Raw genomic sequence first — 26026 nt, 5'->3', positions numbered from 1 at the left:
AGCAAATGTTGATCGGCCTGCTCGCGCCCCTAGCGCTGCTGGCGGCGAGTCGGCCGGCAGCAGCGACCGAGCTCACCATCCTGTGGGCCGAATGGGATCCGGCAAACTATCTGCAAGAACTCGCCAACGAGTACGAGAAGGAGACCGGAGTCAAAGTCACGGTCGAGACCGTGAACTGGCCGAGCTTCCAAGACAAGGCATTCATGGAATTCAACGCCCATGGCGACTCCTACGACATGGTCGTCGGCGATTCGCAGTGGCTGGGAGCCGGCGCGACGGAGGGCCACTATTCAGAGCTGACCGATCTCGTGCAGCAACTGGACCTCACCAAGGTCATGACGCCCGCCTCAATGACCTACTACTCGGAATACCCGAAGGGCAGCGGCCGTTACTGGGCCGTCCCGCTCGAAGCCGACGCGGTCGGCTGGGCCTATCGCAAAGACTGGTTCGAGGATCCCTCCGAGAGGAAGGCCTTCAGACAGAAATATGGTTATAACCTCGCTCCGCCGAAGACCTGGATGCAACTGCGCGACATCGCCGAGTTCTTCTACCGACCACACGCCAATCCGCCGCGTTACGGCGTCGCAATCTATACGGAGCAGCACGGTGACGGGCTGATCATGGGCTTCATGTCCGAGTTGTTCAGTTACGGGGGTGAACTCGGCGACTATGCCACCTGCGCGGTTGACGGCATCGTAAACTCGCCGCAGGCTGTTCGGGCATTGAAGGCTTACAAGGAACTCTATTCCTTCACGCCGCCGGACTGGGCCAATACCACCAATCGAGAGGAAGACCTGGCCATCACTGGAAATCTCGCGGCAATGAGCATGAACTTCTTTGCCTTCTTCCCAGCGCTGGTAAATCCGTCGATCAACCCGAACGCTTCCGTCACCGGCTTCTTCGCCAGCCCCGCCGGCCCGGGTGGCGACCGCTTCACGGCGCTCGGCGGCCAGGGCATCTCGATCGTGTCCTATTCGCACAAGCAGAAGGAAGCCAGGAAGTTCCTGGAGTGGCTATCTCGGGATGACACTCAGCAGAAATGGGCCGATGTCGGCGGCTATACTGCCGACGCGCGTATTTTGGCATCGCCGAGATTCCGCAACGCTACTCCCTATAATGACGCTTTCTACCAGAGTCTCTTTGTCGTCAAAGATTTCTGGGCGGAGCCCTATTACGCCAAGCTCGTCGACCAGATGAACGCACGTCTCGGACCCTACATGCTCAAGGATGGCGGCTCGGCAAAGGAGACCCTCGACGGAATAGCGGCGGACTGGAAGGCGACCATCGCCGAGCACGGCTGCAAATAGCCGTCCCTAGATTGAAATAGCTTCGTCATTGTGTGCGAGGCGAACGCGTGGTCCAAGCCGTGCCAATCGAGCGGCGGCTCGCGAAAGTCTGTTTCCCGCGAAGAACCGTCTCACGAACCGCGCGAACGCAGGTTCGCATCTACTGCGACCTCTATTATGGTCCCCAGCGATGTCAGCTTTCAGGCACCGTCGAAGCTGGCCTCTACGGCCGCCATGAGGCGCAAAGCGGTCGTCCAGGCAGGCAGGCGTGATCGCTTTGGATCAAGCTCCCGTTCAGAGCAATTGGCCACCGCCCACCCTCCCGAACACCATGCGCAAAAATTCGTCCAGCCAGCGCTTCAGATGCATGTCCCAGATCAGTCGGCCGCCGAGGTGATCGCGGCCGGGCTGCGCGCCGGGCAATTCGAAGCGATGGGCGCCGCGCACCACCCAGCGCTGCATCATCACCCGGGTCAGTTCGCCATGGAACTGTATGCCCCAGGCATTGTCGCCGTAGCGAAAAGCCTGGTTGGGATAGGCCTCGGCCGTCGCCAGCAGCGTTGCGTCCCTCGGCAGGGAAAAGCCCTCGCGGTGGAACTGGTAGACCATTTCGGGCCAGTGCATCAATTTCTTGCCGGCTTCGGTCGCCTTGAGCGGATACCACCCGATCTCGACCAGCCCTTCGCCATGCCCCTCGACCTTGCCGCCGAGATGGTTGACCAGCATCTGCGCGCCAAGGCAGATGCCGAGGCATGGCCGGTTTTCCCTGAGCGGAATTTCCAGCCAGTTGGTCTCGCGGCGGACGAACTCGTCCTCGTCATTGGCGCTCATCGGCCCGCCGAACACCACCGTGCCGGCATGGCCATCCAGCGTTTCCGGCAAGGCGTCGCCCAGCGGCGGGCGGCGGATGTCGAGCTCGAAACCTTCTTCGATGAGCATGTGGCTGACGCGTCCGGGGCTCGAATTCTCCTGATGCAGCACGATCAGGATTTTTGGCTTCGATCCGCGCGGCATCGTCAGGCGAAATCCCCGTCTATTCGTCGCTGGATGTTCCGCGCGCACCCGGTGCGTGCGCCGCCGCCTTGCGGCGCGCCTCGACCCGGTCGTGACGCTCGACGCCGATCAGTTCGGCGACGCGCCACACCGTATTGTCCTCGAGCTCGTGCAGCTCGCCATCGGCATAGACGATCTCCCACATCAGGCCGATGAAGGCCTTGCGCCCGTCCGCGTCGAGATGGCGCTTGAGCACGCTGGTGAAGGCATAGAGATCGATCGCCTCATTGTCGGCCCGCTCGCCGGCGGCGGCGAGCGCTTCGAGTTCGGCGCCGCTGATCGAATAGCTCTCGGAGAGCACAGCCTTGAACCGCTCCCATTCGACGTCCTGGCGCACGCCGTCGGCGTTCATCACATGGTAGAGCAGCGCGGAAGCCGCGACGCGCGGATCGTCCGTGCTGGTTTGCGCGCCGGCGCCAGCCGGCAAATCCCTGAGAAACGACAGAACGCGTTCGAACATCAATCCATTCCCAAACGGCCCAAGGGCCACGTCAATCATCCGAAGGCCAAAATCAAAACAGCCGGAACCGGCGCGGCGATTTTTCCGCTTCCTCGTCCGGATCGACGCCCGGATCGTCCGGCAAGCGCGCCAATTCTTCCGCCGGCTCGACGGCCTCGGCATCGGCCGGCACCGCCGCGAAAGCGGCCGCCGTGACCGGCGTGACTTGGTCTTCGCTTCTATCGGTTCCCTTGCCCATTGTCTCGCTGCCCGCCGCGGCAGGCTCGATCGCGTCGATCGGCTTCTCGCTGGCCGGCTTCGCCAGCGCCTCTATGACCGGCACCGTGGTCTCAGGCGCATCGTCACGGCTGTCGATCAACTGGCCAAGCCGCTCCATTGGCGCGCGCCATTCGAAGGCGTCGAGCCGCCCGGTGACCGGCGATACGGGCGCCCAGCGTTCCGACACGACGCCATCGGCGACCCAGGCCGGATCGCGCGGCGCCCGCACCGCCTTGGAGAGCAACTGCCGCACCTTGCCCTGGTCGCCCGTCTCGGCCTCCTCGATGTCGGCCAGCAGCAGATAGGCGCCCTCGCGGCGGTCCATCCGGATGGCGGCCTCGGCCTCGCGGCGGGCAGTCGGAAAATCCTGCGCGTCGAGCGCGGCCCGCGCCACCGTCATCGACGATTCGGCGTGGTTCTTCTTCATCTCCTGCAGCTTCTTCGCCCGGTTGAGCCGGTCGAGCACGGCGTCACCCGGACGGGCATGGGTGTAGAGCTCGGCAATCTCCGGATGCGGCTCGGCCCTCCAGGCTGTCTCCAGGATCTTGGAGCCCTTGCGGACATCGTTCTGCTTGAACAGGGCCGCGGCGGCGGCAACGGCGGCTGGGGCGAAATCCGGCTGCAGCTTGTTGGCCTCCAGCGCCGCGGTTCTTGCCGCATTGGGATCGCTGTCGGCAAGCGACTGCGCCTTGGCGGTCAACAGCACGGCGCGGCGGCGGTTGGCGGCGTCGCGCTCGATCTGCCGGGTCGATTTCTGCGCATCGACCAGCTTCAAGGCGCCGTCCCAGTCGCCGCGCGCGGTCAGCTCCTCCAGCGTCGATTCGGCCGCCCAGGCCAGCTGCGGCGCAACGGCGGCGGCTCGGCCGGCATAGTGGCGGGCGGCATTGCGGTCGCCCAGCCGTTCGGCTTCGAGATAGAGCCCGCGCAGGCCGAGCAGCCGCATTTCGGGATCGTCGAGCATGCTCTCGAACTTTTGGCGCGCGCCTTCATGGTCGCCTTCGAGCAGCGAGGCCTGCGCCTCGAGCAGATGGATCAGCGGTTCCTGATCGGAGCGGATCAGCTTGGCCGCTTCCTTGGTCTTCTTGCGGGCCAGCGCGCCGTCGCCGGCGCCGGCGGCGATCATGCCGGTCGACAGTGCCTGGTAGCCGCGGTCGCGGCGGCGCACGCGGAAATAGCGCGAGATGGTGTAGGGGCTGTTCCACAGCGACCTGATCAGCCACCACGCGATCATCACCGCGGCGACGACGGCGACGACGGCCACCGCCGCCACCATCAGGCTGACCTGATACTGATAGCCGCTGAAGGTGACGACCATGTCGCCGGGCCGGTCGGCCAGCCAGGCAAAGCCCAGGCCCAGCGCGAAGACGACGATGAGGAAGGCGAGCAGGCGGATCATCGTTTTGTCCTCACGCCTTCATCGCGCCGGAGATCAGCGCGTCGACCTGGGTTTCGACCTCGATGCGCGCCTTCAGTTTGCCGGCAAAGTCGGCACCGGCGGCCTTCACGGCCTCAGGCAGCGAATTGTATTCGCTGAGCGCCTTGGCATAGTCGCCCTGGCTGACCGCCACTTCCATGCGCGCCACGGTTTCCGGCGCGCCGGGCCCCTCGACGGCACCGATCGGCCGGACCTTGACCAGCGATTGGGCGCTCGACATCAGGTTCTGCAGGAAGCCGGCGTTCTGGTCGACCGGCGTGGCGGCGGCGACCATGGCATTGGCGGCGGCATCCATTTGCGCGGCGATCTCGGTGCGGGTCGGCACGCCCCTTTCGGCATAGGGCCGCAAGGTCGCGAGCTCAGGCGCGTTGGGCGAAATCGCCGCCAGCGTATCGAGTTCCGCCGAGAACGGCGCACCGCGTTCGAGCGCCGACTTCAACGCCGAAGCGGCAATGGCGAGCGCGATCTTCGGCTGCCCCGCCGCCGCCTCGACCTTGCCGGAAAGCTGCGACACCGACTGTTCCAGCGCGGCGAGGCGGCTGTCTTGGGCCTTCGCAGCTTCGCCCGTCGATTTCACCAGCGCGTCGAGGCTGGCCAGTTTTTCGTAGAGCGGGCCGAGATCGACCGGCGCGGCGCTACCGGCCTTGCCGAGGGCGGCGACCGCGGTTTCGATCTGCTTGACCTTGTCGCCGAGCGCTGCAAGCCCGGCATTGTCGCCAGCGCCGCCCTGTTCGGCCGCCGATTTCAGCGCCGCAACATCGCTCTTGACCTGCTCCAGCCCCGAGGAAAGCCCGACCATCTTGGCCGCCGCGTCGTTGTTGCCGCCCTCCTTCAGGCCGGCGATCTCGCTCTTCAGCGAGGCGATCTCGCCATTGACGCCGTCAAGCGAAACACCGGCGCCGGAACCCGGCGCGCCGAGCAGGCCGGCAAATTGCAGGCCGCCGGCGCCGGCGAGCGCGATGACACCGCCGACAACGGCGGCGGCGAGGCCGTTAAGGCCGCCACGCTTTGCCGCGGCCGGCGCCATCTTTTCGTCCCGCGTCTGGGTTTTTGCCTTGCTGTCGTCGCCGCGCTTGGCCGAGGCATCCTCGAAATTATAGTCCGAGGCGGCAGTGCGATCGGCCGGCGCATCCGAGCCGGGATAAGGCATCTCCGGCTCAACGGCCTTGGCCTCAGCGGACGGCTCGGCCCCGGCCTGCCCCACGCCATCGGCATGCTCCCAGGGTTCGAGATCGGTCTGGTCGGCATGCACCGGCTCTTCGGGAGCCTCCGGCTGCGAGGCATCAGCGGCTTCCTCAGCCTTGGCCTCGTCGGTCTTGGCTGCGGCCTTGGCGGCATCCTCGTCGACGATGCGGGAAACGGCACCGGGCTCGAGATCGATGGTCACCGGCTCACGGCGGCTTTTCGAGTGTCGCATCTTCGGCGTCTTGACCATGCCTGGGCTCCGCAAAATTCGCTTCGTCTCAACGCCTGCCGGCGCGTGATGGTTCAGAAAGGGTCTAGCACATCACCAAGCGGTGAAAAGGGGCGGTGTGATGACGCGGCTCAGGGCAGCACCCGCAAAAGCGCCAGCAGCGCCTCCTCGTCGGGTCGCGCGGCGATGCGGATTGCTTTGCCGGCGCCGTCGCCGAAGGCGGCGGCTATGCGTGCGGAAAGAGCGAAAACCCGTGTCTTTTCAAAGGCCTCTTGTAGGGCAGGCCGTTTGGTCAAGGCCTGCATCGCGGCGGCTGCCTTGGCCGAGTAGAGCAGCACCGCATCGACCGGCTGGCCGGACAGCAGCGCAAGGATGGTCCCGTCGGAATACGGCACCGGGAGCGTGTCATACGTCTCCACGGCGTGGACCCGGACGCCAGCCGCTTCCAGCCGTTGTTCGAACATCGCAAACCGCACGCGTCCGCATAGATAGGTGATTGTCTTGCCGGGAAAAGCCACCGCGATTGCGTCGGCCAGCGCCTCGGCGTCGCCTTGGCCTTCAATGACGGAAGAAAACCTCATCTTGCGCGCCGCTTCGGCGGTCCTGGCGCCCACGGCATGGCAAGGCAGGGCAGCAAGCGCCGCGATAACCTCGTTTGAGGCATGGCGCACGGCATTGGCGCTGGTAACCGCAACCGCGACGGCATCGCCGGTGACGAACCCCGCATCGGCAGGCAAAGCCACCGTTTCGGTCAAGGGCATGACGATCGGTTGAAAGCCCGTCTCCTGAAGCCGCCGCGCCGTGCGCGACGCGCCCGGCTCCGGTCTGGTCACCAGGACGCGAAGCATCTTCAGATCCAGCCTTCGAAGAATTTTTCCCCGGCCCTGGCCCGCGCCGTCCGTGCGGCCTCATCGCCGATACGGGCGGCATCCTGTGCCGGTCCCCGCAATTCGACCGCGTGCGACTGCGTGCCGTCGTGTGAGATGATCAGGCCGGCGAAAGCAAGATTTCCGGTCTCGATCGTCGCATGGCCGGCGATCGGCGTGCGGCAGGAGCCGTCGAGCGCCGCAAGGAAGGCGCGCTCGCAGGCCAGCGCCTGCCCCGTCGGCACATCGTGGATGGCGACCAGCATCTTTTCGACAGCGCGGTCACCGATGCGCGTCTCGATGCCGATCGCCCCTTGGCCGGGTGCGGGCGGAAAAATGTCGAGCGGCATCAAATCGGTGGCGACATGCTCAAGACCGAGCCGCTTCAGCCCGGCATAGGCGAGGATGGTGCCGGCGGCGACCCCTTCGTCGAGCTTGCACAGCCGCGTCTGCACATTGCCGCGGAACATCACCACGTCGAGATCCGGCCGCATGCGGCGGATCAGCGCCTGCCGCCTGAGCGACGACGAGCCCACCTTGGCCCCGCGCGGCAGCTCGGCGATCGTCTTCACCGCCTTGCCGACAAAGGCGTCGCGCGCGTCCTCGCGCGGCAGGAAGGCGGAAAGCTCCAAGCCATCGGGCAATTGCGTCGGCATGTCCTTCGATGAATGCACGGCGATGTCGATCGCGCCGGCGAGCAGCGCTTCCTCGATCTCCTTGGTGAACAGGCCCTTGCCGCCGGCTTCCGACAGCGGCCTGTCCTGGATACGGTCGCCGCTGGTCGAGATGACGACGACCTCGAAGGCTTCCGCCGGCAAGCCATGCGCGGCCATCAGCCGCGCCTGCGTTTCATGCGCCTGGGCCAAGGCCAGCGGGCTGCCGCGTGTTCCGATTTTCAAGGTTGTTTGCATGGCGCGCGGTCCGTGATAACCCCCGGCCGGAGCATTTTGCAGCCAAGTGGCGTAGCAGAAATGCGGCTAAGATAAACCGAGGCCTTTTCCGGGCACTCTCCTAAAGGGGAACGCCCGGCTGCACAATCTCTTGGGATAGCGACGAATTGATCCGCGTTCTGGGCATTGAGACGAGTTGCGACGAGACCGCCGCCAGCGTCGTGGCGTTGGAGGGCGATGCCGCGCCGAAAATCCTGTCCAACATCGTGCTTTCGCAGATCGAGGAACATGCCGCCTTCGGCGGTGTCGTGCCCGAGATCGCTGCGCGCGCCCATGTCGAGGCGCTGGACGGCATCGTCGAGGCCGCGCTTGCCGACTCGGGCACAACCCTTGCCGATATCGATGCGATCGCCGCCACCGCCGGCCCCGGCCTGGTCGGCGGCCTGATCGTCGGGCTGATGACGGCCAAGGCGATCGCCGCCGCGGCAGGCAAGCCGCTGATCGCGGTCAACCACCTCGAAGGCCATGCCTTGACGGCGCGGCTGACCGACGGGCTCGAATTTCCCTATTTGCTGCTGCTGGTCTCCGGCGGCCACACGCAGATCCTGGCAGTCCGCGGTGTCGGCGACTATCAGCGCTGGGCAACCACCATCGACGACGCGCTCGGCGAAGCCTTCGACAAGACCGCAAAGATGCTCGGCCTGCCCTATCCCGGCGGACCGAATGTCGAGAAGGCGGCACAGACAGGCAATGCCTCGCGCTTTGCCTTCCCCCGTCCGATGAAGGGTTCGGCGCAGCCCGACTTCTCCTTCTCCGGCCTGAAGACCGCCGTGCGTCAGGCAGCGACGGCGATCGAGCCCTTGAGCGACCAGGACGTCGCCGACATCTGCGCCTCGTTCCAGGCGGCGGTCGCCGATGCGCTGGCCGACCGCGTTTCGCGCGCGCTGGCGCGATTCAGCCAGACATTTCCCGACACGAAAAACCCTGCGCTGGTGGTTGCCGGCGGCGTCGCCGCCAACCGCACCATCAAGGCGACGCTGGAACGGCTCTGCGCCCAGGCCGGCTTCGCCTTCGTCGCGCCGCCGCTGAAGCTTTGCACCGACAATGCGGCGATGATCGCCTGGGCCGGCATCGAACGGCTGCGGGAAGGCATGGCGCGGGAGAACGGTTTTGATTTCGCGCCGCGCTCGCGCTGGCCGCTGGACAGCATCTCGGCGCCGATGGTCGGTTCCGGCCGGCGCGGAGCCAAGGCATGACCGGTCCAGGCATGAACAGCCAAGGCATGGCCCGTCCCGGTAAAGGCGGCTGGCGCGTCGCCGTGCTGGGCGGCGGCGCCTGGGGCACGGCGCTGGCGCTGGCGATGCTGCGCGCCGGCCATGAGGTGCGGCTGTTCGCGCGCGATCCCCAAACCGTCGCCGCGATTGGCCAAGGCCAGAATCCGCGCTATCTGCCCGGCATCGCCATTGCGCCCGGCATCGAGGCGACATCGGACATTGCGGCGGCGCTCTCCGGCGCCGATTGCGTGCTGGCGGTGACGCCGGCGCAATCGCTGCGGGCGACGCTGGCGGTGGCGAAGGATCATATGCCGGACGCCATCCCGCTTGTCCTCTGCGCCAAGGGCATCGAGCGCGACACCGGCGCCTTGCTGTCGGCAATTGTCGAGGAAATCCTGCCGCGAAATCCGGTTGCCGCACTGTCGGGCCCGAGCTTCGCCACCGATGTCGCTCGCGGCCTGCCGACGGCGGTCGTTGTCGCCGCCCGCGACGAGGCGCTCGCGGCTGACCTTGCGGCCCGCTTTTCCGCCGAAAACCTGCGCTGTTATTCAAGCGACGACCTGATCGGCGTCGAGATCGGCGGCGCCTTGAAGAATGTCTTTGCCATTGCCGCGGGCGCCGTCACCGGCGCCGGGCTTGGCGCCAGCGCCCAGGCCGCCATGGTGACGCGCGGCTTCGTCGAACTGCGCCGCATCGGTGCCGCCTTCGGCGCCAGGCCCGAGACCCTGATGGGTCTTTCCGGCCTTGGCGACCTGCTGCTGACCTGCTCGTCGGCGCAATCGCGCAACTTCGCCTATGGGCTGGCGCTCGGGCAAGGCAAGGCGCTTGCCGGCCTGCCGCTGGCCGAGGGCGTGCCGACGGCGGTAATCGCCGCCCGCATCGCCGCCGAACGCGGCATCGACGCGCCGATCATCGCCGCCGTGGCGGCCATACTGGACGGCACTATTACCATCCGCCAGGCCGTGACCGCCTTGATGACCCGGCCGCTGAAGACCGAGGCCAACGATTGATCCCCAACCCTGATCCCCAACTTCAATTCAATCCCCCAACTTCAATCCAAAGACCAGGAGAAAGACGATGCTGTTTGCTTTTGTTTGCAAGGACAAGCCCGGAAGCCTGCAGGTGCGCCTCGACACGCGGCCCGAGCATGTCGCCTTTCTCGAAGGGCTGAATGCGGACAAGAAACTGGCCTTCGCCGGTCCGTTCCTCGATGCCGATGGCAAGCCCGATGGCAGCCTCGTGGTCGTCGAGGCGCCCGATCTGGCCGCCGCGCAGGCCTTGTCGGCCGCCGACCCCTATGCCAAGGCGGGCCTGTTCGAAAGCGTCGAAATTCGCCAGTGGAACTGGACGTTCAACAAGCCGGCGGCTAGTTAATTCCGGTTGCCGCACCCGGATCGCACGGAGGAGAAACATGAATTACTGGCTGTTCAAATCCGAACCCTCGGTTTTCTCCTTCGACGCGCTGAAGGCCAAGGGCAAGGCCGGCACGCAATGGGACGGCGTGCGCAACTACGCTGCCCGCAACAACATGAAGGCCATGCAGATCGGCGATCTCGGCTTCTTCTACCATTCCAATGAAGGGCTCAACATCGTCGGCATCGCCGAAGTCTGCGCGCTGGCCCACCCCGACACCACTTCGGATGACCCGCGCTGGGAATGCGTGGACATCCGCGCGGTTCGCGATGTGCCGAACCCGCCGACGCTGGAACAGGTAAAAGCCAATCCGAAGCTTGCCGAAATGGCGCTGGTGCGGCTCGGCCGGCTTTCCGTGCAGCCGGTGACCCCGGCCGAATGGAAGGAAGTCTGCCGCATGGGCGGCCTGACGCCTGCTCCATGACGGCGCTCACCCCGCACGGCGCGAAGCAATTCATCCTCGACAACACGGCGCTGATGGCGCCGCCGCATGTGCCCGAGATTCTGCTGCGCCTTGCCGATGAAGCGCATGATCTGTGGCAGCGGACCGAGGACGAACTGGTCGAGATCGGCCTGCCGCCGCCCTTCTGGGCCTTTGCCTGGGCCGGCGGCCAAGGCCTCGCCCGCTATGTCCTGGACAATCCCGACACGGTGCGGGGCAAGCGCGTGCTCGACTTCGCCTCGGGTTCCGGCCTTGTCGCCATCGCCGCCGCCAAGGCGGGCGCTGCCGAGATAGTCGCCGCCGACATCGACCCGTTCTGCGCCACCGCGATCCGCCTCAACAGCGAGGCCAACGGCGTCGGGATCGACTTCCTCGGCACGGATTGCATCGGTACCGATGCGGGCTGGGACGTACTGCTGGCCGGTGACGTTTTCTACGACAAATCCTTCGCCGACCGCCTGATGCCATGGTTTGCGACACTCACGGCGCGCGGTGCCAAGATTTTCGTCGGCGATCCCGGCCGGTCGTATCTGCCGAAATCGGGGCTGGAGCCGCTTGCGGCCTATGAGGTGGAAGTCACGCGGGCATTGGAGGATTCCCTGGTCAAGCGCACCACCGTCTGGCGCTTTGCTTGACGCCATCGCCGAAGCGCCTGATACAAAGTCTGGAGCAATTCCAGGAAAAGTGCGTAGCGGTTTTCCGTCCGGGATTGCGTCGTGACAAAAAAGACAGAGCATGTCACGCGACCTGCATCTGGAGGGGGAAGCTCATGGATTTTTCAGCAGTGAACTGGCTGGCGGTCATTGCCGCGGCAGTCTTGGCCTGGCTGTTCGGCGCCGCCTGGTACATGGCATTGAGCAAGCCGTGGCTGAAGGCCGCCAAGCTCGATCCGGCGACGATGAAGAAATCGCCGCTGCCTTTCATCATCAGCTTCATCGCCGAACTGGTCATGGCCTACATCATGGCGCTGGTGGTCGGTGCGATGACCGGCGGTGAACCGACATTGCTCGCCGGACTTGTCTTCGGTTTCGTGCTCTGGCTGGGTTTCGTCGCCACCACGCTGTCGGTCAACCATCGCTACGAGAATTTCGGCTGGGACCTGACCCTCATCGACGGCGGCCACTGGCTGGGTGCCCTGTTGATCATCGGCGCGGTAATCGGCTGGTTCGGCGCGGCGGCAAGCTGAACGAGCAACAGCATTGACGATGGCCGACGAGTCCGGATTTCCACGCGACCGGGCACGGCGCGGCGGGCTCACGCGTCCGTGCCGTGCGTCTTTGCCGCTTCCTCGAGAAGCCACTCACGAAACGTTGCGATGCGGGCGTCGTCCTTGGCGGTTTCCGGATAAACCAGGAAATAGGCGAACTCCGGCGCGACCTTGATGCCGAGCTGGAAGGGGCGGACGAGACGCCCTTGCGACAAATCGTTGGCGACCATGGCGAAGTCGGCCAGCGCCACGGCATTGCCGTCGAGCGCCGCCTGCGTGGCATCGGTCGAGGAGCCGAAGACGAGGGTGCGGCTGTCGTCGAAATCGTCGACGCCGGCCGCCTGCATCCACATGCTCCAGTTCGGCCAGGTGACGCCTTGCCGCGACCATTCGATATGCGCGAGCGTATGCTGGAAGAGGTCGCGCGGTTCGTTTAGTGGCGGCCCAGAAGCGAGCAGCGCCGGGCTGCACACCGGGATGATGATGTTGTCGAACAGCCGATGCGCGCAAAGCCCGGCATATCTGCCGGTGCCGAACCGGATGCCGATATCGACGTCGTCCCGCTCGAAGTCCCTGACATCGTAAGTGATGTCGAAGCGCAACTCGATGCCCGGCCTTTGCCGGCGGAAATCGTCGATGCGCCGCATCAGCCATTTCGTCGCGAACTGCGCGTCGAGCGTCACTTTCAGGAGCGCCGTGCCGCGCGTCATCTTGCGGGCGCGGGACACCGCCCGGTTGAGCAGGTCGAGCGCGTCGATCGACGCCTCGTGAAGCACGTTTCCCGCTTCCGTCAGCCGCATGGCGCGGCTGGTGCGGGTGAACAGCACCAGGTCGAGCTGATCCTCGATTTCCTTGACCTGGTGGCTGACCGCGGCCGGGGTCAGCCCAAGCTCGTCGGCGGCGCGGGTGAAATTGAGATGACGCGCCGCCGCCTCGAAGGTCCTCAGCGCGCGCGTTCCGGGCAGGAGGCGAGACATCTGATCTCCAAATAAAACTTGATGATCTGAAAAGAACTACTCGTTTCCCGTTTGTTTTTCAATCCGGCATAATCCCGACATCGAGATACCTTCAAACCGGATTTGATATCCGGAGAAACCGGATAAAGCCATGACCGACATCGCTCTGAAGTCCCACACCGCCCTGAAATCCCATGCCGGCATCGCATCCTGGCTGCGCGCCGCGATCGATTGGCTGCGCCAGGCACGGGTCGCCATCCGGCTTCCGCTGGAGTCCGTTGAGGGCCTTTCCGACAGCCAGTTGCGCGACATCGGCGCCGAGCGCCGGGATGTCGCGCAGGTGATGGACCGGGAACTCCGCGAAATCGGACTGCTAGGCACGGGTTGGCAGAAGCGATGAAAGTAGGGAATGGGCAGTAGGCAGTAGGGAAAGAGAGCCTACTACTGCCTACTGCCCATTCCCTACCGCACCACCCTCACCACCGTCTTGTCCGACAGCAAGGGCAGCAGCCGGGCCATCGTGCGCGCGGTCACCGCCACGCAACCTTGCGTCGGCGTGAAATCCGGTCGCGCCAGATGGAAGAAGATGGCGCTGCCGCGCCCGCGGCGGCGCGGCGCGATGTTCCAGTCGAGCACCAGACAGGCGTCGTAGAGCCGGTCGTCGCGCCGCATGCGCTCATGGCTGGCGCCATAAGGGATCTTGACCGGCCGGTTGTAGTTGCGGTCGTCTGATACCTCGCACCAGCCGAGATCGGGCCCGATCGGCGTCATCGCCAGGCGCGTCCGGCGGCCACCGGCAAACTGATCTCCCCGAAAATAACCCGACCGGATCCGCATCGAGCCGAGCGGCGTGGCGCCATCGCCCTCGCGCTTGTCGGCCGAGATGCCGCCACGCCCCAGTGCGCAGGCAAACACCGTTTTTCCGGCCTGCAGCAGGCCCTGGCTGGGGCGGCCGGGCCTTGCCCGCACGGTCAGCACACGCAGCCGTTTTGGCAAAATTGCGCCGGCTGCATTGCGATCGCATTTTTTCTTGTATGATCGTGCCACGGAACAAATCACTGTGATCGGCTATTGTGTCGGCCAGCTTCCGCATAAATACGCAGCGGTCAACTGAATTTCATTTTCAAAACAACGGATTGATCCATGACTTCACGCACCATCCTAATCGTCGACGACGACGACGACCTGCGCGGCACGCTGGTCGAGCAACTCGCCCTCTATGAGGAATTCGACGTGCTGCAGGAAGCGACTGCGGCAAAAGGCGTCACCGCGGCACGCGGCGGCCTCATCGACCTGCTCATCATGGATGTCGGCCTGCCAGACATGGACGGCCGCGAGGCCGTCAAGATCCTGCGCAAGGGGGGCTACAAGGCGCCCATCATCATGCTGACCGGCCACGACACCGATTCGGACACGATTTTGGGTCTCGAAGCCGGTGCCAACGACTATGTGACGAAGCCGTTCCGCTTCGCGGTGCTGCTGGCGCGCATCCGCGCCCAGCTGCGCCAGCACGAACAGAGCGAGGACGCCACCTTCTCGGTCGGCCCCTACACCTTCAAACCCAGCCAGAAGCTGCTCATCGACCCGCGCGGCGGCAAGGTGCGGCTGACGGAAAAGGAAGCCTCGATCATCAAATATCTCTACCGCGCCGACCAGAAGGTGGTGACGCGCGACGTGCTGCTGGAGGAAGTCTGGGGCTACAATTCTGGCGTCACCACGCACACGCTGGAAACCCATGTCTACCGGCTGCGCCAGAAGATCGAGCGCGATCCTTCCAATGCGGAAATTCTTGTGACAGAAAGCGGTGGCTACAAGCTGGTTCCTTAAACATTTCACTATCCAATGAGCAATTCCAGGAAAAGTGTGGGCGGTTTCCCGTCCGGAATTGCGTAAAACTAAATGGATAGAGCGGTCTGGGCGGGGCCGCTTTCGGGTGCGATCCTGTGGAGGGGATTAAGGATCGACTCGTGAAGGAGGGATTGGACTGACCGTTCGGGGACGCAGCTAGAGATGGCGTTGGATGACGACATCCGCATTCTGTCCGCCGTGAGGCTCTTCCAGGGTTTCACGCAGGAGCAGTTGCGCCTGCTCGCCTTCGGCGCCGAGAACACCGTGCTGCTTGCCAACCATAAGCTTTACCGCGAGGACGACGAGGCCGATTCAGCCTATGTCGTGGTCAGCGGAAGCATCGTGCTCTATCGCGAGCTGAGTGGCGAACGTATCCCGATCGGCACCGCCGGCCCCGGCACCATGCTGAGCGAACTGGCATTGATCGCCGACACCAACCGGCTGACCAGCGCGTCGGCCGAGATCGACTCGGAAGTGATCCGGCTCAGCCGCAAGATGTTCCGCCGTATCCTGGAGGAATATCCGGAAGTGGCGGTGAAGCTGCACCAGCGCATCTCCGAGGAATTCCAGGACATGATCCGCCGCATCGAGGAACTGGCGCCCCGGTTTTCGGGCAAATGAGAGCGATTGTCGGTTGCAGGCAGGAGCTTTTCCTTCGACATTGGCTGCAGCCGCCCTCCACCCATAGCATCCTAGGGCGAAGCTCTGTCGCGGAGCCCCCAGGATGACGAATTGGCGGAGCTTCGGCACGCTTAATCCAGGTTGAACCGGGCGATGACCGGCACATGGTCCGACGGCCGCTCCCAGCCGCGCGCCGCGCGCAGGATTTCGTAGCCGGCGAAATCAGGCACCAGGTTGGGCGACGACCAGACATGGTCGAGCCGCCGGCCGCGATTGGACAGCTCCCAATCTTGTGCGCGATAACTCCACCAGGTGTAGAGCTTCTGGTCCAATGGCACGTTGTGCCGCATCAGGTCGACCCAATTGCCGGCGAGCCGCATCGCCTCGAAGTTTTCGGTCTCGACCGGAGTGTGGCTGACCACGTTGAGCAATTGCTTGTGTGACCAGACGTCGTGCTCGAGCGGCGCGATGTTGAGGTCGCCGACCAGCACCGACGCCGACACCTCTGTATGCTCGGCGCGGATGGCGTTCATCTCGGCGACAAAGTCGAGCTTGTGCCTGAATTTCTTGTTGATTTCGGGGTCGGGCTCGTCGCCGCCCGCCGGAACGTAGAAATTGTGCAGCAGGATCGTCTTGCCGCCGGCGCGCACCGTCACCGACAGATGCCGGCTGTCCTCGATCTCGCAGAAGCGGCGCTTTTCGACCACCTCGATCGGCCGCCGCGCCACCGTGGCAACGCCGTGATAGCCTTTCTGGCCATGGAAGGCGATGTGCTGGTAGCCGAGCCTGCGGAATGCCTTTTCCGGGAACAGCTCGTCGGGAACCTTGGTTTCCTGCAGGCACAGCACATCGGGGGCGTACTCGTCGAGCAGTCGCTCCACGATCGGCATGCGCAGGCGAACCGAATTGATGTTCCAGGTGGCGATGGAAAACGGCATTGGCAATCCGGGACAGCGTCTTCCCAGCCAGGACCGATGGACCCTGACGCAGAAGACGCCTTTTGAGGGAGTCGCTCCGGAAACTGCCAGCCGGGCGCCGCAAAGACAAGCCGGGCGCCAGTTATTGATCTGCCGCAGCCCCTCATTGCCCTGCCGGGCATGCTTTCAGCGCCGCCGCCGGAAACTTGCCGTGGCGACGGAAGCTATCGTGTCTTGGTGTTCAGCTCGCGGTTCGCCGTATAGTCGATGGCAAAGGTGTCGGGCGCGAAGCTGACGCCTTCCTTGGTGTTGAAGATCATCACCGTCGTGTCCTTGCCCTGCGCGTCGGTGATCGTCCACTGGCGCAGATCATAGGTTTTCGGATCGAACATCATGGTGATGTGCGCATTGCCGAACACCGACTTGTCGGAAAGCTGGATGGTGGTGAGGTCGTCTTCTTCCTTGACGCTCTTGACGCGATCGCCGGAGAGATCGATCCGGTCATCGAGCAGCAGCTTCAGCGGCGTCTTCGACAACGGATAAAGGTCCGATGTGTTCATTTTCTTGTTGAGGATGACCACCGACTTGCCGTCGGAAATCACCTTGAAATTCGACGCTCCGTCATAGTTGAAGCGGATCTTGCCCGGGCGCTCGAGGAAGAATTTGCCGCCGGTCTGCTCGCCCTTGGGGCCGAACTGGACAAATTCGCCGCTCATCGATTTGACCGAGGAAAAATGGTCGGCGATCTTCTGCGCGGCGGCGGGCACGGCCGCCTGCGCCGAGGCCAGCAGCTCGAACCCGGGCACCACGTTGAAGGCGGCCGCACCCGCTGCGACAAGGCCGAGGCCGAGGAGCTGGCGGCGGGTCGGAGCAAAATCGCTGAGCTTGGAAAGATCGTTTTTCATGTCGGTCACTCTCGTGGTGATTCCTCTACCTAGCGCTGTCCTGAACCCCCAGTTGGGCTGAAGTTTGGCGGGCGAACGCTGTCTGATTGCTTGAACGCGCCAGAGGGTTCAAAGTTGCCGTGCCCCCGCCATCAGAATTTGTCGTCTTCGGTCGGCACCAGGATTTCGCGTTTTCCCGCATGGTTGGCGGGGCCGACAATGCCTTCCTTTTCCATCTTCTCGATGATCGAGGCGGCGCGGTTGTAACCGATGCCGAGCCTGCGCTGGATGTAGCTGGTCGACGCCTTGCCGTCGCGCAGCACTACCGCCACCGCCTGGTCGTAGGGATCGTCGGAATCCTCGAAATTGCCGCCGCCACCGCCGCCGGAGCCACCGCCCTTGCCGGACGGTTCATCGTCGTCCTCGTCGTCATCCTCGGTGATGGCGTCGAGATATTCGGGCACGCCCTGCAGCTTCAGGTGCCCGACGATCTTTTCGACCTCATCGTCTGAGACGAAGGGACCGTGCACGCGCTGGATGCGGCCGCCGCCGGCCATGTAGAGCATGTCGCCCATGCCGAGCAGCTGCTCGGCGCCTTGCTCGCCGAGAATGGTGCGGCTGTCGATCTTCGACGTCACCTGGAAGGAGATGCGGGTCGGGAAGTTGGCCTTGATGGTGCCGGTGATGACGTCGACCGACGGACGCTGCGTCGCCATGATGACATGGATGCCGGCGGCGCGCGCCATCTGCGCCAGGCGCTGCACCGCGCCCTCGATGTCCTTGCCGGCGACCATCATCAGGTCGGCCATTTCGTCGATGATGACGACGATATAGGGCATCGGCTCGAGATCGAGGTCCTCGGTCTCGTAGATCGCCTCGCCGGTCTGGCGGTCGAAGCCGGTCTGCACGGTGCGCGAGATCTTTTCGCCCTTCTTTTCGGCCAGCTGAACGCGGGCGTTGAAGCCGTCGATGTTGCGCACGCCGACCTTGGACATCTTGCGGTAGCGGTCCTCCATCTCGCGCACGGTCCATTTCAGCGCCACCACCGCCTTCTTCGGATCGGTGACGACCGGCGTGAGCAGATGCGGGATCCCGTCATAGACCGAGAGTTCCAGCATCTTCGGATCGATCATGATCAGCCGGCATTCCTGCGGTGTCAGCCGGTAGAGCAGCGACAGGATCATCGTGTTGATGGCGACCGACTTGCCGGAGCCGGTGGTGCCGGCGACCAGCACGTGCGGCATTTTGGCGATGTCGACGATGACGGCCTCGCCATTGATCGTCTTGCCCAGCGCCAGCGCCAGCTTTGCCTTGGTCGTCTCGAAATCGCGGCTGGCCATGATCTCGCGCAGATACACCGTTTCGCGCTTGGCGTTCGGCAATTCGATGCCGATGGCGTTACGGCCGGGCACCACGGCGACGCGGCAGGCGATCGCGCTCATCGAGCGGGCGATGTCATCGGAAAGGCCGATGACGCGCGACGATTTGATGCCGGGCGCGGGTTCGAGCTCATAGAGGGTGACGACGGGACCCGGGCGCACGGCGATGATCTCGCCCTTGACGCCGAAATCCTCCAGCACGCCCTCAAGCAGACGCGCATTCTGTTCCAGCGCATCCTTCGAAAGGCTGGGGTCGCGCGCGACATTCTTCGGTTCGGACAGGAAATGCAGCGACGGCATCTCGAACTTGTCCGAGCCGATCAGCGAGGTCTGCGCCTCGCGCTGGACGCGCGCGCCAGGCGCCGGGCGCGGCGCCGGCGCCTCGACGCGGGTGGCGGCATCTGAACGGAACTGCTGCACCCTGGCCGTTGGCGCCGTACGGCGCTGGGCAACAGGCTCGTCGTCGAAATCCATGTCCTCGTCGTCGCGGTCGAAGATATCGTCATCGTCCGGATCAACGGATACGCTGCGGTCATTGACCATGGCGGCGAAGAATTCCGGCTCGACGCGGGCGCGGCCACCGGGGCTCATCCGTTGCTCGGCGAATTCGGCCGATTCCACACGCTCGGCCGCACGCCGCCAGGCGCTGGCGCGCGGCTCCACCTCCGGCTCGTATTCGTCGCGTTCCTGCCTGCGGCGCACCGCGCGGCGATGCATCCAAGCGCGCAGCGACAGCCACCAATGGGTGATGGCGCCGAGCGCCAATATGCCCTCGTCGCCCTCGTCCTCTTCATTGTCGAACAGAAGATCGTCCTCGCGCGGGTCCGCGGCAGCTGGCTCTTCCATCACGGCGAAGCCGTTCTTGCGCCCAATCAGCGCCGAGCCAAAGGCGAACAGCCAGAGCGTCGGCCCGGCCAGCAGCACGGCGAGCACGCTGGCGATCAGCCCGGTCGGATAGCCGCCGATCAGGACGCCGGGAATCTTGAGCACCATGTCGCCGAACACGCCGCCGAGGCCGGTGGGCAGCGGCCAGGTCTTGGGCGGAACGATGCAGCCGGCGATCGCGGCGGCGAGCAGCGCGAAACCGAACCAGAACAGCCCGCGCTTGGGCAGCCTGTCGACACCGCGCGCCGAAAACAAGAGATACCCCCAGATGACAGCCGGAACCAGCGCCGCAACGGCGGCAAGACCGAAGAACTGCATGGCGAGATCGGAGAAAACCGCGCCGGCATAGCCCATGGCGTTGGTGACGGTGTTGTTGGTGGCGTGCGAGAAGCTTGGATCGGCAACGTTCCAGGTGGCGAGGCTGGCAACCCCGAAGGCTACAGCCAGAAACATGCCGGCGCCGACCAGCCGGCCGACCTGGCGCCGAGCGAAAGCCTGGATGCCGTGCCCCGTGTCGGTCATCGCGAGCGGTGCTGAAGCCCCTGAACGCATGCTCTTCCCCGTCAGTGATTGCCTGGCCGGAGCACATGACGCACTCCGGCAGATTCGAATGCCAGACTATCGGTGGGAAGGTTAAGGGGGCATTAACTATAAGCGGTTGAGATCATCAAACCCGTCACTTCAGGTTGAAGCGGAAGCGGGCAGGATGTGCAACGTCGCCGCGCAACCCCCAACGTGGATAGAGGCATGCGGTCTATCTTCCTTCGCGTGGCGGCTCTGGCCTGGGCAGGGCTTAGTCTCCTGCTCGCTGCGCACTGGTTTGTCGAACTCGGGATGGTGGGCTTTCCGGATGGTTACGTGACGCCCTTTGCCAGGGCGACCGGCTCACTCCTGCACCTGCTCGCCTCCGCCTGCCTGATACAGGGCCTGTATTTTCTGTGCAGGGCTCTCTTCGGCAAGGCATTTGGGGTGCCGGATCTTGGCCTGCAAATTCTGGTTGCGGCCATACTGACGGTGGCGCCGACGTTGATTGTCCGCAATTGCCCCCATTCCCAGACCTGCAGCAGTGCCTATGAGGCGCTGACAAACACCATGATGGACGATGGGATCGGCGGATAGAGCCCGTCAGCGGACGGCATCGGGAACGCCTGCGGTCTCCGCCAAAATTCACTTGCAGGCGAAGGGATGGCGGGCACGTAGACCCGCCATCGTTCGGCTACAAAGGGTCGAGCCCTTCCGGACCCGATCTCGCGCAATCATTTGTGACCGGCATACATCATCAGGTTGGCGCAGAATTCGGCGTGAGGCTTGCTCATCGCCGCGTCCTGGCACTCCTTCATCATCTTGTCCTGCTTGTCCTTGGCCGTCGAGGCCCAGGCTGCCTTGAAGTCCGCCTCCGGCTTCATGGTTTTCATGCTGGAATCGGTGAAGAACGGCGCCATGTCGGCCGGTTCATCCAGAGCACCGGCAAATGCCATGCCACCGACCATGGAAAGAGCGAGCGCTCCAAGGCAGATACTCTTGAGGTTCATGAGAAAGTTCCTTCCCTGTTTTTTTTGCACGAGCGTCAGAACGACGATCGCCCCCCACAGTTCGGAACCAAAGCGGTCAATGTTTCTTCCCAAAGGTCCATCACGCGAACGTGATTGCGCGAACCAAGGGTATAGTAGAACATTTTACCAAAAAAGAGGCCCGGAGACAATCCGGGCCTCAAGGCGTGAGCTCCTTGCGAGAGCGTCACGACGGGATCTCTGGAGCCGTTCCAGAAAGGCCGGATTGCGGCTCTCCCTGGAATTGCGCTGGGATTCATGGGGCCGGCGGGAGGAGGATCCGCCGGCCCCATTGGCGAGCTGGCCTTACGGCACCACTTCGCCATGCTGGGAGATGTCGAGGCCTTCGACCTCTTCCTGGGTCGTCGGACGCAGGCCGACCAGCGCCTTGACGATGTAGAGGATCACGAAGGTGGCGATCGCCGTCCACAGGATGGTGAAGACGATGCCGTAGAGCTGGGTGACCACAGAGCCGCCCTTGCCGAGCGCGTTGATCGCCGGATCGGCGAGCGCGCCGGTGAGCAGCGCACCGATGATGCCGCCGACGCCGTGCACGCCGAAGGCATCAAGCGAGTCGTCATAGCCGAACATGTGCTTCACCTTGACCGCCGAGATGTAGCAGAGCACGCCGGCAACGATGCCGATGATGAAAGCGCCGGTCGGGTTGACGAAGCCGGAAGCCGGCGTCACCGCGACGAGGCCGGCGACGGCACCCGAGATGATGCCGAGCACCGAGGGCTTCTTGGCGACGATCCATTCAGCGAACATCCAGGCGAGGGCGGCGGCAGCGGTGGCGACCTGCGTGTTCATCATCGCAGCGCCGGCAAGACCGTCGGCCGCCAGTTCCGAACCGGCGTTGAAGCCGAACCAGCCGACCCACAGCAGCGAGGCGCCGATGACCGAATAGACCAGGTTGTGCGGCGCCATGTTGGTGGTGCCATAGCCTTCGCGCTTGCCCAGAACCAGCGCGCAGACCAGGCCCGCGACACCGGCGTTGATGTGGACGACCGTACCGCCGGCGAAGTCGAGCACGCCAGCCGTGCCGAGGAAGCCGCCACCCCAGACCCAATGTGCGATCGGGCAATAAACCACGATCAACCACAGCGCCATGAACAGCAGCAGCGCCGAGAACTTCATGCGCTCGGCGAAGGCGCCGGCGATGAGTGCGGGCGTGATGATGGCGAAGGTCATCTGGAACATCGAGAAGACGAATTCAGGAATGTTCGAGACCCCCGGCAGCCAGAGCGTCGAGACCGTGATGCCGTGATGGAAGAATTTCGAGAAGCCGCCGAGATAGGCATTCATGCCGCCGCCGTCGGAGAAGGCCAGCGAATAGCCGAACATGAACCACAGCACCGTCACCAGGCAGGTGATGGCGAAGCTCTGCATTATGGTGGCGAGCACGTTCTTCTTGCGCACCATGCCGCCATAGAACAGCGCCAGGCCCGGAATGGTCATCATCAGCACCAGGGCCGTCGAGGTCAGCATCCAGGCGGTGTTGCCGGTGTCGAGCACCGGGGTGGGAGCGGCAGCCGGGGCGGCCGCGGCAGCGGCCGGAGCGGCTTCCTGCGCAAAGGCGGCGACGCTGCCCAATGCTGCCAGAGCGAGCGAGCCCAAAAGGGCCGCCCGTCCCGTCGTCTTCAAGGTGGAAGAAATATTCATTGAACTCTCCATTGGAATACGTGTTCGCCGCTCAGAGGGCGTCGGTGTCTGTTTCGCCGGTGCGGATGCGCACCGCCTGATCGATGCCGAAAACGAAGATCTTGCCGTCGCCGATCTGGCCGGTCTTGGCCGCGGCGGTGATGGCTTCGACGGCCTTGTCGACCGTATCGGCACTGACAGCGACCTCGATCTTGATCTTCGGCAGGAAACTGACCGCGTATTCCGCTCCGCGATAGATTTCCGTATGTCCCTTCTGACGCCCGTAGCCTTTGACTTCGGTGACGGTCAGGCCCTGGATGCCGACGGCGGTAAGCGCTTCGCGCACCTCGTCCAGCTTGAACGGCTTGATGATTGCCATCACGATTTTCATAAGGTTTCACCCTTTGCTGTTGCGGTCCCCCGCGTTTGCACGACTTCACCGATCCCAAAGAGCCGGAGAGTGCCGACAAGGATTCAAGCTCCGTGCCAAGTGCCGAAGCAGCCCATTAACCTGTTGTAAATAAAGGGAATGAGGCGATTGGAGGCAGCACGTGCCGATGCCTGCGGCATGCCATGTGCTCAAAAATTATGCAATTTTTCGAATTTGCCTAATTTGCCGGCTTTGAGCACGATCCCGAAAAGCCGAGCCGGGTTTTCCCGGACAAACGGTTTTCGCTTGTCAGTGATCCTGCTCAAACAAGACTCGCAGTGCTCAACGCTTGAGCCGGATCAACCCTTCCTGGGCCATCGAGGCGATCAGCGTGCCGTCGCGCGCATAGAGCGTGCCGCGGCTGAAGCCGCGCGATCCCGAGCTTGACGGGCTGTCCTGCGCATAGAGCAGCCAGCCGTCGAGCGAATGCGGCCGGTGGAACCACATCGAATGGTCGAGGCTCGCCGCCTGGATGTCGGGATCGAACAGGCCGCGCCCATGCGCGAAGGTCGAGGTGTCCAGCAGCGTCATGTCGGAGAGATAGGCGAGCAGCACCGATTGCAGCGCGCGGTCATCGGGAACCGGGCCGGCAAGGCGGATCCAGACATTCTGCCGGGGCGGCAGCTTGTCGCGGCTTTCATAGTGCTGGAGATTGACCGGCCTGAGCTCCAGCGGCCGCTCGCGCGCCCAGAAGCGGCGCACCGCCTCCGGCACACGTTCGGCTCTTTCGAGCAGCTGGCGCTGCGTCGGCAGCCCTTCCGGCGGCGGCACGTCGTCGGGCAGCGCGAACTGGTGTTCCAGCCCCTTCTCGTCGACCTGGAACGAGGCTTCCAGCGAAAAGATCGCCTGTCCGTGCTGGATCGCCAGCACGCGTCGGGTGGTGAAGGAGCCGCCGTCGCGGATGCGGTCGACCTCGTAGACGATCGGCACCCTGATGTCGCCCGGCCGCATGAAATAGCCGTGCAGCGAATGCACGAAGCGGTCCGGTTCCACCGTCCGCTGCGCCGCCACCAGCGCCTGGGCGATGGTCTGGCCGCCGAACACGCGCTGCCACTCTACCTGGGGGCTGCGACCACGATACAGATTGTGTTCCAGCCTCTCGAGGTCGAGAATGCTCAGGAGTTCGTCGATCGCCACCGTCATGTTTTGTGACCTCGTCGCAAAATTGCTATGGCGGTTTCCGACAGGAAGAACGAACCGTCAAGGGCGCGAGGCCGGGCCGGCGCGCAAGGAGCCAAGACAATGGAACGCAAGGCGGACGCCAAGACCAAATCCGGGCTCGATGTTCTCGTCGCCGGCGCCGGCTATGTCGGCCTAGCCACCGCCGTCTCGCTGAAGCAGGCGCGGCCCCATCTGGCCGTGGCGCTGGTCGATGCCGCGCCCGCCGGCGCCTGGCAACGCGACGGCCGCGCCTCGGCCATCGCCGCTGCCGCCTGCCGCATGCTCGAGCAGCTCGGCGTCTGGGCCGAGATCGCGCCGCAGGCGCAGGCGATCACCGAGATGATCATCACCGATTCGCGCAGCGCCGATCCGGTGCGCCCGGTGTTCCTGACCTTTGGCGGCGAAGTCGCGCCGGGCGAGCCCTTCGCCCATATGGTCGCCAACAAGTCGCTCAACGGCGCCTTGCGCGCCAGAGCCGAAAAGCTCGCCATCGACATCATCGAAGGCGTCGCCGTGCAAGGTTTCGAGACCGATGGCGCCGGCATCACCGTGCATCTGGCCGACGGCGCCGCGCTGACGGCACGGTTGCTGGTCGCCGCCGACGGCGTCAATTCGAAGCTGCGCGACATGGCCGGCATCAAGACGGTGAAGTGGGACTATGGCCAGTCCGGCATCGTCTGCACCGTGGCGCATGAACGCCCGCACAATGGCCGCGCCGAAGAACACTTTTTGCCGGCCGGCCCTTTCGCCACACTGCCGCTGAAACCCGACGAGGACGGCACCAACCGCTCGTCGATCGTCTGGGTCGAACGCGCGCAAGACGCCAAGGCGCTGGTGGAAGGCGACGATCTCGTCTTCGAGCATGAACTCGAACAGCGTTTCGGCCTGAAGCTCGGCGAAATCCGCGTTGCCGACAAGCCCCGCGCCTGGCCGCTCGGCCTCACCATCGCGCGCGCCTTCGTCGCCCCGCGCGTGGCGCTTGCCGGCGACGCCGCGCACGGCATCCATCCGATCGCCGGCCAGGGCCTCAATCTCGGCTTCAAGGATGTAGCCGCACTTGCCGAAGTGATCGTCGAGGCCGACCGGCTCGGCCAGGACATCGGCGCGCTCGACGTGCTCGAGCGCTACCAGCAATGGCGCCGCTTCGACACGGTCCAGATGGGCGTCACGACGGATGTGCTGAACCGGCTGTTTTCCAACGACATCACTCCGCTGCGCACCGTCCGCGACATCGGCCTCGGCCTCGTCGAACGCATGCCGCGCCTGAAGGAGTTTTTCATCCGCCAGGCATCGGGGCTATCCGCCGGCACGCCGCGGCTGCTGAAAGGCGAGGCGATCTGAGCGCTTGGCGATTGGCCGAGGCCTACATGAGGTCGTCATCCACGGGCGGAGCGACGCGACGCGGCGCGCAGACCCGAGGATCCGTGCCGTTACGTTGATCGTAGGGTGCAGCGGCGCGGAATTCTGAACCATTGCTACGCGTTGAGGTAACGGAATGGATTCTATGGTCTGCGCGCGTCGCTTCGCTTCTTGCTCCGCTCTAGAATGATGGGTGGACGGCCCCTTGCGGCATCGAATGTGCCAAGCTGGTCGTGTTGTTGAACCCCAGCGGAGGAGACCGTCCGTCATGCAAGCTATCAGATTTATCGATTTGGCCAAGAATGTGTTTCAGGTGCACGGTGTGGATGCTGCCGGGAAGGTGGTGGTGCAGCGCCAGCTGCGCCGCGCGCAGGTGGAGAAGTTCTTCGCCGCGCAG

At 64.4% G+C, this 26026-nt stretch carries 27 protein-coding genes; 12 read left to right on the top strand and 15 right to left on the bottom strand.

The window, feature by feature from the left end:
- Positions 1–5: 5 nt before the first annotated feature.
- Positions 6–1307, top strand: coding sequence for an ABC transporter substrate-binding protein (locus tag ACWGS8_RS00135; protein ID WP_454579052.1), 1302 nt, complete (start codon positions 6–8; stop codon positions 1305–1307).
- A gap of 273 nt (positions 1308–1580) precedes the next feature.
- On the opposite strand, the gene ACWGS8_RS00130 is transcribed toward ACWGS8_RS00135, so the two are convergent.
- The 6 genes from ACWGS8_RS00130 to hemC form a co-directional block, all read right to left on the bottom strand.
- Positions 1581–2300, bottom strand: a complete 720-nt coding sequence (locus ACWGS8_RS00130) for a glutamine amidotransferase (protein ID WP_454579051.1) — start codon at positions 2298–2300, stop codon at positions 1581–1583.
- 19 nt (positions 2301–2319) lie between these two features.
- Positions 2320–2799: a tellurite resistance TerB family protein gene (locus ACWGS8_RS00125; protein ID WP_454579050.1), complete on the bottom strand. Its 480-nt coding sequence runs from the start codon at positions 2797–2799 to the stop codon at positions 2320–2322.
- 52 nt (positions 2800–2851) lie between these two features.
- The gene (locus ACWGS8_RS00120) at positions 2852–4453 is read right to left on the bottom strand and encodes a heme biosynthesis HemY N-terminal domain-containing protein (protein ID WP_454579049.1); all 1602 of its coding nucleotides are present in this window, start codon (positions 4451–4453) and stop codon (positions 2852–2854) included.
- 10 nt (positions 4454–4463) lie between these two features.
- On the bottom strand, positions 4464–5927 hold the full coding sequence (locus tag ACWGS8_RS00115; RefSeq protein WP_454579048.1) for a COG4223 family protein: 1464 nt from the start codon (positions 5925–5927) through the stop codon (positions 4464–4466).
- 110 nt (positions 5928–6037) lie between these two features.
- Positions 6038–6754 carry a uroporphyrinogen-III synthase gene (locus tag ACWGS8_RS00110; RefSeq protein ID WP_454579047.1) on the bottom strand — a complete coding sequence of 239 codons (717 nt, stop codon included), beginning with the start codon at positions 6752–6754 and terminating at the stop codon, positions 6038–6040.
- A gap of 2 nt (positions 6755–6756) precedes the next feature.
- On the bottom strand, positions 6757–7683 hold the full coding sequence (gene hemC / locus ACWGS8_RS00105; RefSeq protein ID WP_454579046.1) for a hydroxymethylbilane synthase: 927 nt from the start codon (positions 7681–7683) through the stop codon (positions 6757–6759).
- Positions 7684–7832: 149 nt separating this feature from the next.
- Between hemC and tsaD the strand changes: the two genes are divergently transcribed.
- The 6 genes from tsaD (at position 7833) to ACWGS8_RS00075 (ending at position 11977) form a co-directional block, all read left to right on the top strand.
- A complete protein-coding gene (gene tsaD / locus ACWGS8_RS00100) occupies positions 7833–8918 on the top strand; it encodes a tRNA (adenosine(37)-N6)-threonylcarbamoyltransferase complex transferase subunit TsaD (RefSeq protein WP_454580095.1) in 1086 nt (361 codons plus the stop codon).
- Positions 8915–9946, top strand: a complete 1032-nt coding sequence (locus ACWGS8_RS00095; RefSeq protein ID WP_454579045.1) for an NAD(P)H-dependent glycerol-3-phosphate dehydrogenase — start codon at positions 8915–8917, stop codon at positions 9944–9946. Before tsaD ends, ACWGS8_RS00095 begins: the two co-directional genes overlap by 4 nt.
- Positions 9947–10013: 67 nt before the next feature.
- On the top strand, positions 10014–10310 hold the full coding sequence (locus ACWGS8_RS00090; RefSeq protein ID WP_454579044.1) for a YciI-like protein: 297 nt from the start codon (positions 10014–10016) through the stop codon (positions 10308–10310).
- Positions 10311–10347: 37 nt separating this feature from the next.
- Positions 10348–10773: an EVE domain-containing protein gene (locus tag ACWGS8_RS00085; protein ID WP_454579043.1), complete on the top strand. Its 426-nt coding sequence runs from the start codon at positions 10348–10350 to the stop codon at positions 10771–10773.
- On the top strand, positions 10770–11426 hold the full coding sequence (locus ACWGS8_RS00080) for a class I SAM-dependent methyltransferase (protein ID WP_454579042.1): 657 nt from the start codon (positions 10770–10772) through the stop codon (positions 11424–11426). The genes ACWGS8_RS00085 and ACWGS8_RS00080 overlap by 4 nt, the downstream gene beginning before the upstream one ends.
- Positions 11427–11560: 134 nt before the next feature.
- Positions 11561–11977, top strand: coding sequence for a DUF1761 domain-containing protein (locus tag ACWGS8_RS00075; protein ID WP_454579041.1), 417 nt, complete (start codon positions 11561–11563; stop codon positions 11975–11977).
- 68 nt (positions 11978–12045) lie between these two features.
- Here ACWGS8_RS00075 and gcvA read toward each other — a convergent pair whose 3' ends face one another.
- Positions 12046–12975 carry a transcriptional regulator GcvA gene (gcvA, locus tag ACWGS8_RS00070; RefSeq protein ID WP_454579040.1) on the bottom strand — a complete coding sequence of 310 codons (930 nt, stop codon included), beginning with the start codon at positions 12973–12975 and terminating at the stop codon, positions 12046–12048.
- A gap of 130 nt (positions 12976–13105) precedes the next feature.
- Here gcvA and ACWGS8_RS00065 point away from each other — a divergent pair, with 130 nt between their 5' ends.
- Positions 13106–13354, top strand: a complete 249-nt coding sequence (locus ACWGS8_RS00065) for a hypothetical protein (protein WP_454579039.1) — start codon at positions 13106–13108, stop codon at positions 13352–13354.
- Positions 13355–13416: 62 nt separating this feature from the next.
- Here ACWGS8_RS00065 and ACWGS8_RS00060 read toward each other — a convergent pair whose 3' ends face one another.
- Positions 13417–13953 (bottom strand): L,D-transpeptidase family protein, encoded by a 537-nt coding sequence (locus ACWGS8_RS00060; RefSeq protein WP_454580094.1) that lies wholly within the window; start codon positions 13951–13953, stop codon positions 13417–13419.
- Positions 13954–14097: 144 nt separating this feature from the next.
- On the opposite strand from ACWGS8_RS00060, the gene ACWGS8_RS00055 reads away from it, so the two are divergent.
- Both ACWGS8_RS00055 and ACWGS8_RS00050 read left to right on the top strand, forming a co-directional pair.
- On the top strand, positions 14098–14781 hold the full coding sequence (locus tag ACWGS8_RS00055; protein WP_010912284.1) for a response regulator transcription factor: 684 nt from the start codon (positions 14098–14100) through the stop codon (positions 14779–14781).
- 183 nt (positions 14782–14964) lie between these two features.
- Entirely contained in the window at positions 14965–15423 is a 459-nt protein-coding gene (locus ACWGS8_RS00050; protein ID WP_454579038.1) for a Crp/Fnr family transcriptional regulator, read from the top strand.
- 131 nt (positions 15424–15554) lie between these two features.
- Here ACWGS8_RS00050 and ACWGS8_RS00045 read toward each other — a convergent pair whose 3' ends face one another.
- From ACWGS8_RS00045 to ACWGS8_RS00035, 3 genes are all read right to left on the bottom strand, one after another.
- On the bottom strand, positions 15555–16361 hold the full coding sequence (locus tag ACWGS8_RS00045) for an exodeoxyribonuclease III (protein ID WP_454579037.1): 807 nt from the start codon (positions 16359–16361) through the stop codon (positions 15555–15557).
- A 203-nt stretch (positions 16362–16564) separates the two neighbouring features.
- Entirely contained in the window at positions 16565–17245 is a 681-nt protein-coding gene (locus ACWGS8_RS00040; RefSeq protein WP_454579036.1) for an outer-membrane lipoprotein carrier protein LolA, read from the bottom strand.
- A gap of 131 nt (positions 17246–17376) precedes the next feature.
- Positions 17377–20040 (bottom strand): DNA translocase FtsK, encoded by a 2664-nt coding sequence (locus tag ACWGS8_RS00035; protein ID WP_454579035.1) that lies wholly within the window; start codon positions 20038–20040, stop codon positions 17377–17379.
- Between the two features lie 195 nt (positions 20041–20235).
- Here ACWGS8_RS00035 and ACWGS8_RS00030 point away from each other — a divergent pair, with 195 nt between their 5' ends.
- Positions 20236–20607: a hypothetical protein gene (locus ACWGS8_RS00030; RefSeq protein ID WP_454579034.1), complete on the top strand. Its 372-nt coding sequence runs from the start codon at positions 20236–20238 to the stop codon at positions 20605–20607.
- Between the two features lie 137 nt (positions 20608–20744).
- On the opposite strand, the gene ACWGS8_RS00025 is transcribed toward ACWGS8_RS00030, so the two are convergent.
- The 4 genes from ACWGS8_RS00025 to tesB all read right to left on the bottom strand — a co-directional run bounded on the left by ACWGS8_RS00025 (position 20745) and on the right by tesB (position 24252).
- Complete coding sequence (locus ACWGS8_RS00025) at positions 20745–21020, bottom strand: hypothetical protein (RefSeq protein ID WP_454579033.1); 276 nt, start codon at positions 21018–21020, stop codon at positions 20745–20747.
- A 324-nt stretch (positions 21021–21344) separates the two neighbouring features.
- Complete coding sequence (locus ACWGS8_RS00020; RefSeq protein ID WP_010912290.1) at positions 21345–22700, bottom strand: ammonium transporter; 1356 nt, start codon at positions 22698–22700, stop codon at positions 21345–21347.
- 31 nt (positions 22701–22731) lie between these two features.
- Positions 22732–23070, bottom strand: coding sequence for a P-II family nitrogen regulator (locus ACWGS8_RS00015; protein WP_010912291.1), 339 nt, complete (start codon positions 23068–23070; stop codon positions 22732–22734).
- Positions 23071–23391: 321 nt separating this feature from the next.
- The gene (gene tesB / locus ACWGS8_RS00010; protein ID WP_454579032.1) at positions 23392–24252 is read right to left on the bottom strand and encodes an acyl-CoA thioesterase II; all 861 of its coding nucleotides are present in this window, start codon (positions 24250–24252) and stop codon (positions 23392–23394) included.
- Between the two features lie 99 nt (positions 24253–24351).
- Here tesB and ACWGS8_RS00005 point away from each other — a divergent pair, with 99 nt between their 5' ends.
- Positions 24352–25611 carry a ubiquinone biosynthesis hydroxylase gene (locus ACWGS8_RS00005; protein WP_454579031.1) on the top strand — a complete coding sequence of 420 codons (1260 nt, stop codon included), beginning with the start codon at positions 24352–24354 and terminating at the stop codon, positions 25609–25611.
- Positions 25612–26026 lie beyond the last annotated feature (415 nt).

The sequence above is a fragment of the Mesorhizobium sp. 43Arga genome (assembly GCF_053714255.1).
Note: the sequence above shows the minus strand (reverse complement) of the source record. Positions and strands in the feature narration are given on the sequence as shown.

Coding starts and splice junctions, on each gene's coding strand:
- ACWGS8_RS00030 (WP_454579034.1), top strand. CDS start 20,236: ATGCGGTCTATCTTCCTTCGCGTGGCGGCTCTGGCCTGGGCAGGGCTT.
- ACWGS8_RS00055 (WP_010912284.1), top strand. CDS start 14,098: ATGACTTCACGCACCATCCTAATCGTCGACGACGACGACGACCTGCGC.
- ACWGS8_RS00125 (WP_454579050.1), bottom strand. CDS start 2,799: ATGTTCGAACGCGTTCTGTCGTTTCTCAGGGATTTGCCGGCTGGCGCC.
- ACWGS8_RS00040 (WP_454579036.1), bottom strand. CDS start 17,245: ATGAAAAACGATCTTTCCAAGCTCAGCGATTTTGCTCCGACCCGCCGC.
- ACWGS8_RS00080 (WP_454579042.1), top strand. CDS start 10,770: ATGACGGCGCTCACCCCGCACGGCGCGAAGCAATTCATCCTCGACAAC.
- gcvA (WP_454579040.1), bottom strand. CDS start 12,975: ATGTCTCGCCTCCTGCCCGGAACGCGCGCGCTGAGGACCTTCGAGGCG.
- ACWGS8_RS00025 (WP_454579033.1), bottom strand. CDS start 21,020: ATGAACCTCAAGAGTATCTGCCTTGGAGCGCTCGCTCTTTCCATGGTC.
- ACWGS8_RS00115 (WP_454579048.1), bottom strand. CDS start 5,927: ATGGTCAAGACGCCGAAGATGCGACACTCGAAAAGCCGCCGTGAGCCG.
- ACWGS8_RS00020 (WP_010912290.1), bottom strand. CDS start 22,700: ATGAATATTTCTTCCACCTTGAAGACGACGGGACGGGCGGCCCTTTTG.
- ACWGS8_RS00045 (WP_454579037.1), bottom strand. CDS start 16,361: ATGCCGTTTTCCATCGCCACCTGGAACATCAATTCGGTTCGCCTGCGC.
- ACWGS8_RS00050 (WP_454579038.1), top strand. CDS start 14,965: ATGGCGTTGGATGACGACATCCGCATTCTGTCCGCCGTGAGGCTCTTC.
- ACWGS8_RS00135 (WP_454579052.1), top strand. CDS start 6: ATGTTGATCGGCCTGCTCGCGCCCCTAGCGCTGCTGGCGGCGAGTCGG.
- ACWGS8_RS00005 (WP_454579031.1), top strand. CDS start 24,352: ATGGAACGCAAGGCGGACGCCAAGACCAAATCCGGGCTCGATGTTCTC.
- ACWGS8_RS00110 (WP_454579047.1), bottom strand. CDS start 6,754: ATGCTTCGCGTCCTGGTGACCAGACCGGAGCCGGGCGCGTCGCGCACG.
- tesB (WP_454579032.1), bottom strand. CDS start 24,252: ATGACGGTGGCGATCGACGAACTCCTGAGCATTCTCGACCTCGAGAGG.
- ACWGS8_RS00085 (WP_454579043.1), top strand. CDS start 10,348: ATGAATTACTGGCTGTTCAAATCCGAACCCTCGGTTTTCTCCTTCGAC.
- ACWGS8_RS00065 (WP_454579039.1), top strand. CDS start 13,106: ATGACCGACATCGCTCTGAAGTCCCACACCGCCCTGAAATCCCATGCC.
- ACWGS8_RS00090 (WP_454579044.1), top strand. CDS start 10,014: ATGCTGTTTGCTTTTGTTTGCAAGGACAAGCCCGGAAGCCTGCAGGTG.
- ACWGS8_RS00015 (WP_010912291.1), bottom strand. CDS start 23,070: ATGAAAATCGTGATGGCAATCATCAAGCCGTTCAAGCTGGACGAGGTG.
- ACWGS8_RS00075 (WP_454579041.1), top strand. CDS start 11,561: ATGGATTTTTCAGCAGTGAACTGGCTGGCGGTCATTGCCGCGGCAGTC.
- ACWGS8_RS00095 (WP_454579045.1), top strand. CDS start 8,915: ATGACCGGTCCAGGCATGAACAGCCAAGGCATGGCCCGTCCCGGTAAA.
- ACWGS8_RS00130 (WP_454579051.1), bottom strand. CDS start 2,300: ATGCCGCGCGGATCGAAGCCAAAAATCCTGATCGTGCTGCATCAGGAG.
- ACWGS8_RS00120 (WP_454579049.1), bottom strand. CDS start 4,453: ATGATCCGCCTGCTCGCCTTCCTCATCGTCGTCTTCGCGCTGGGCCTG.
- ACWGS8_RS00035 (WP_454579035.1), bottom strand. CDS start 20,040: ATGCGTTCAGGGGCTTCAGCACCGCTCGCGATGACCGACACGGGGCAC.
- hemC (WP_454579046.1), bottom strand. CDS start 7,683: ATGCAAACAACCTTGAAAATCGGAACACGCGGCAGCCCGCTGGCCTTG.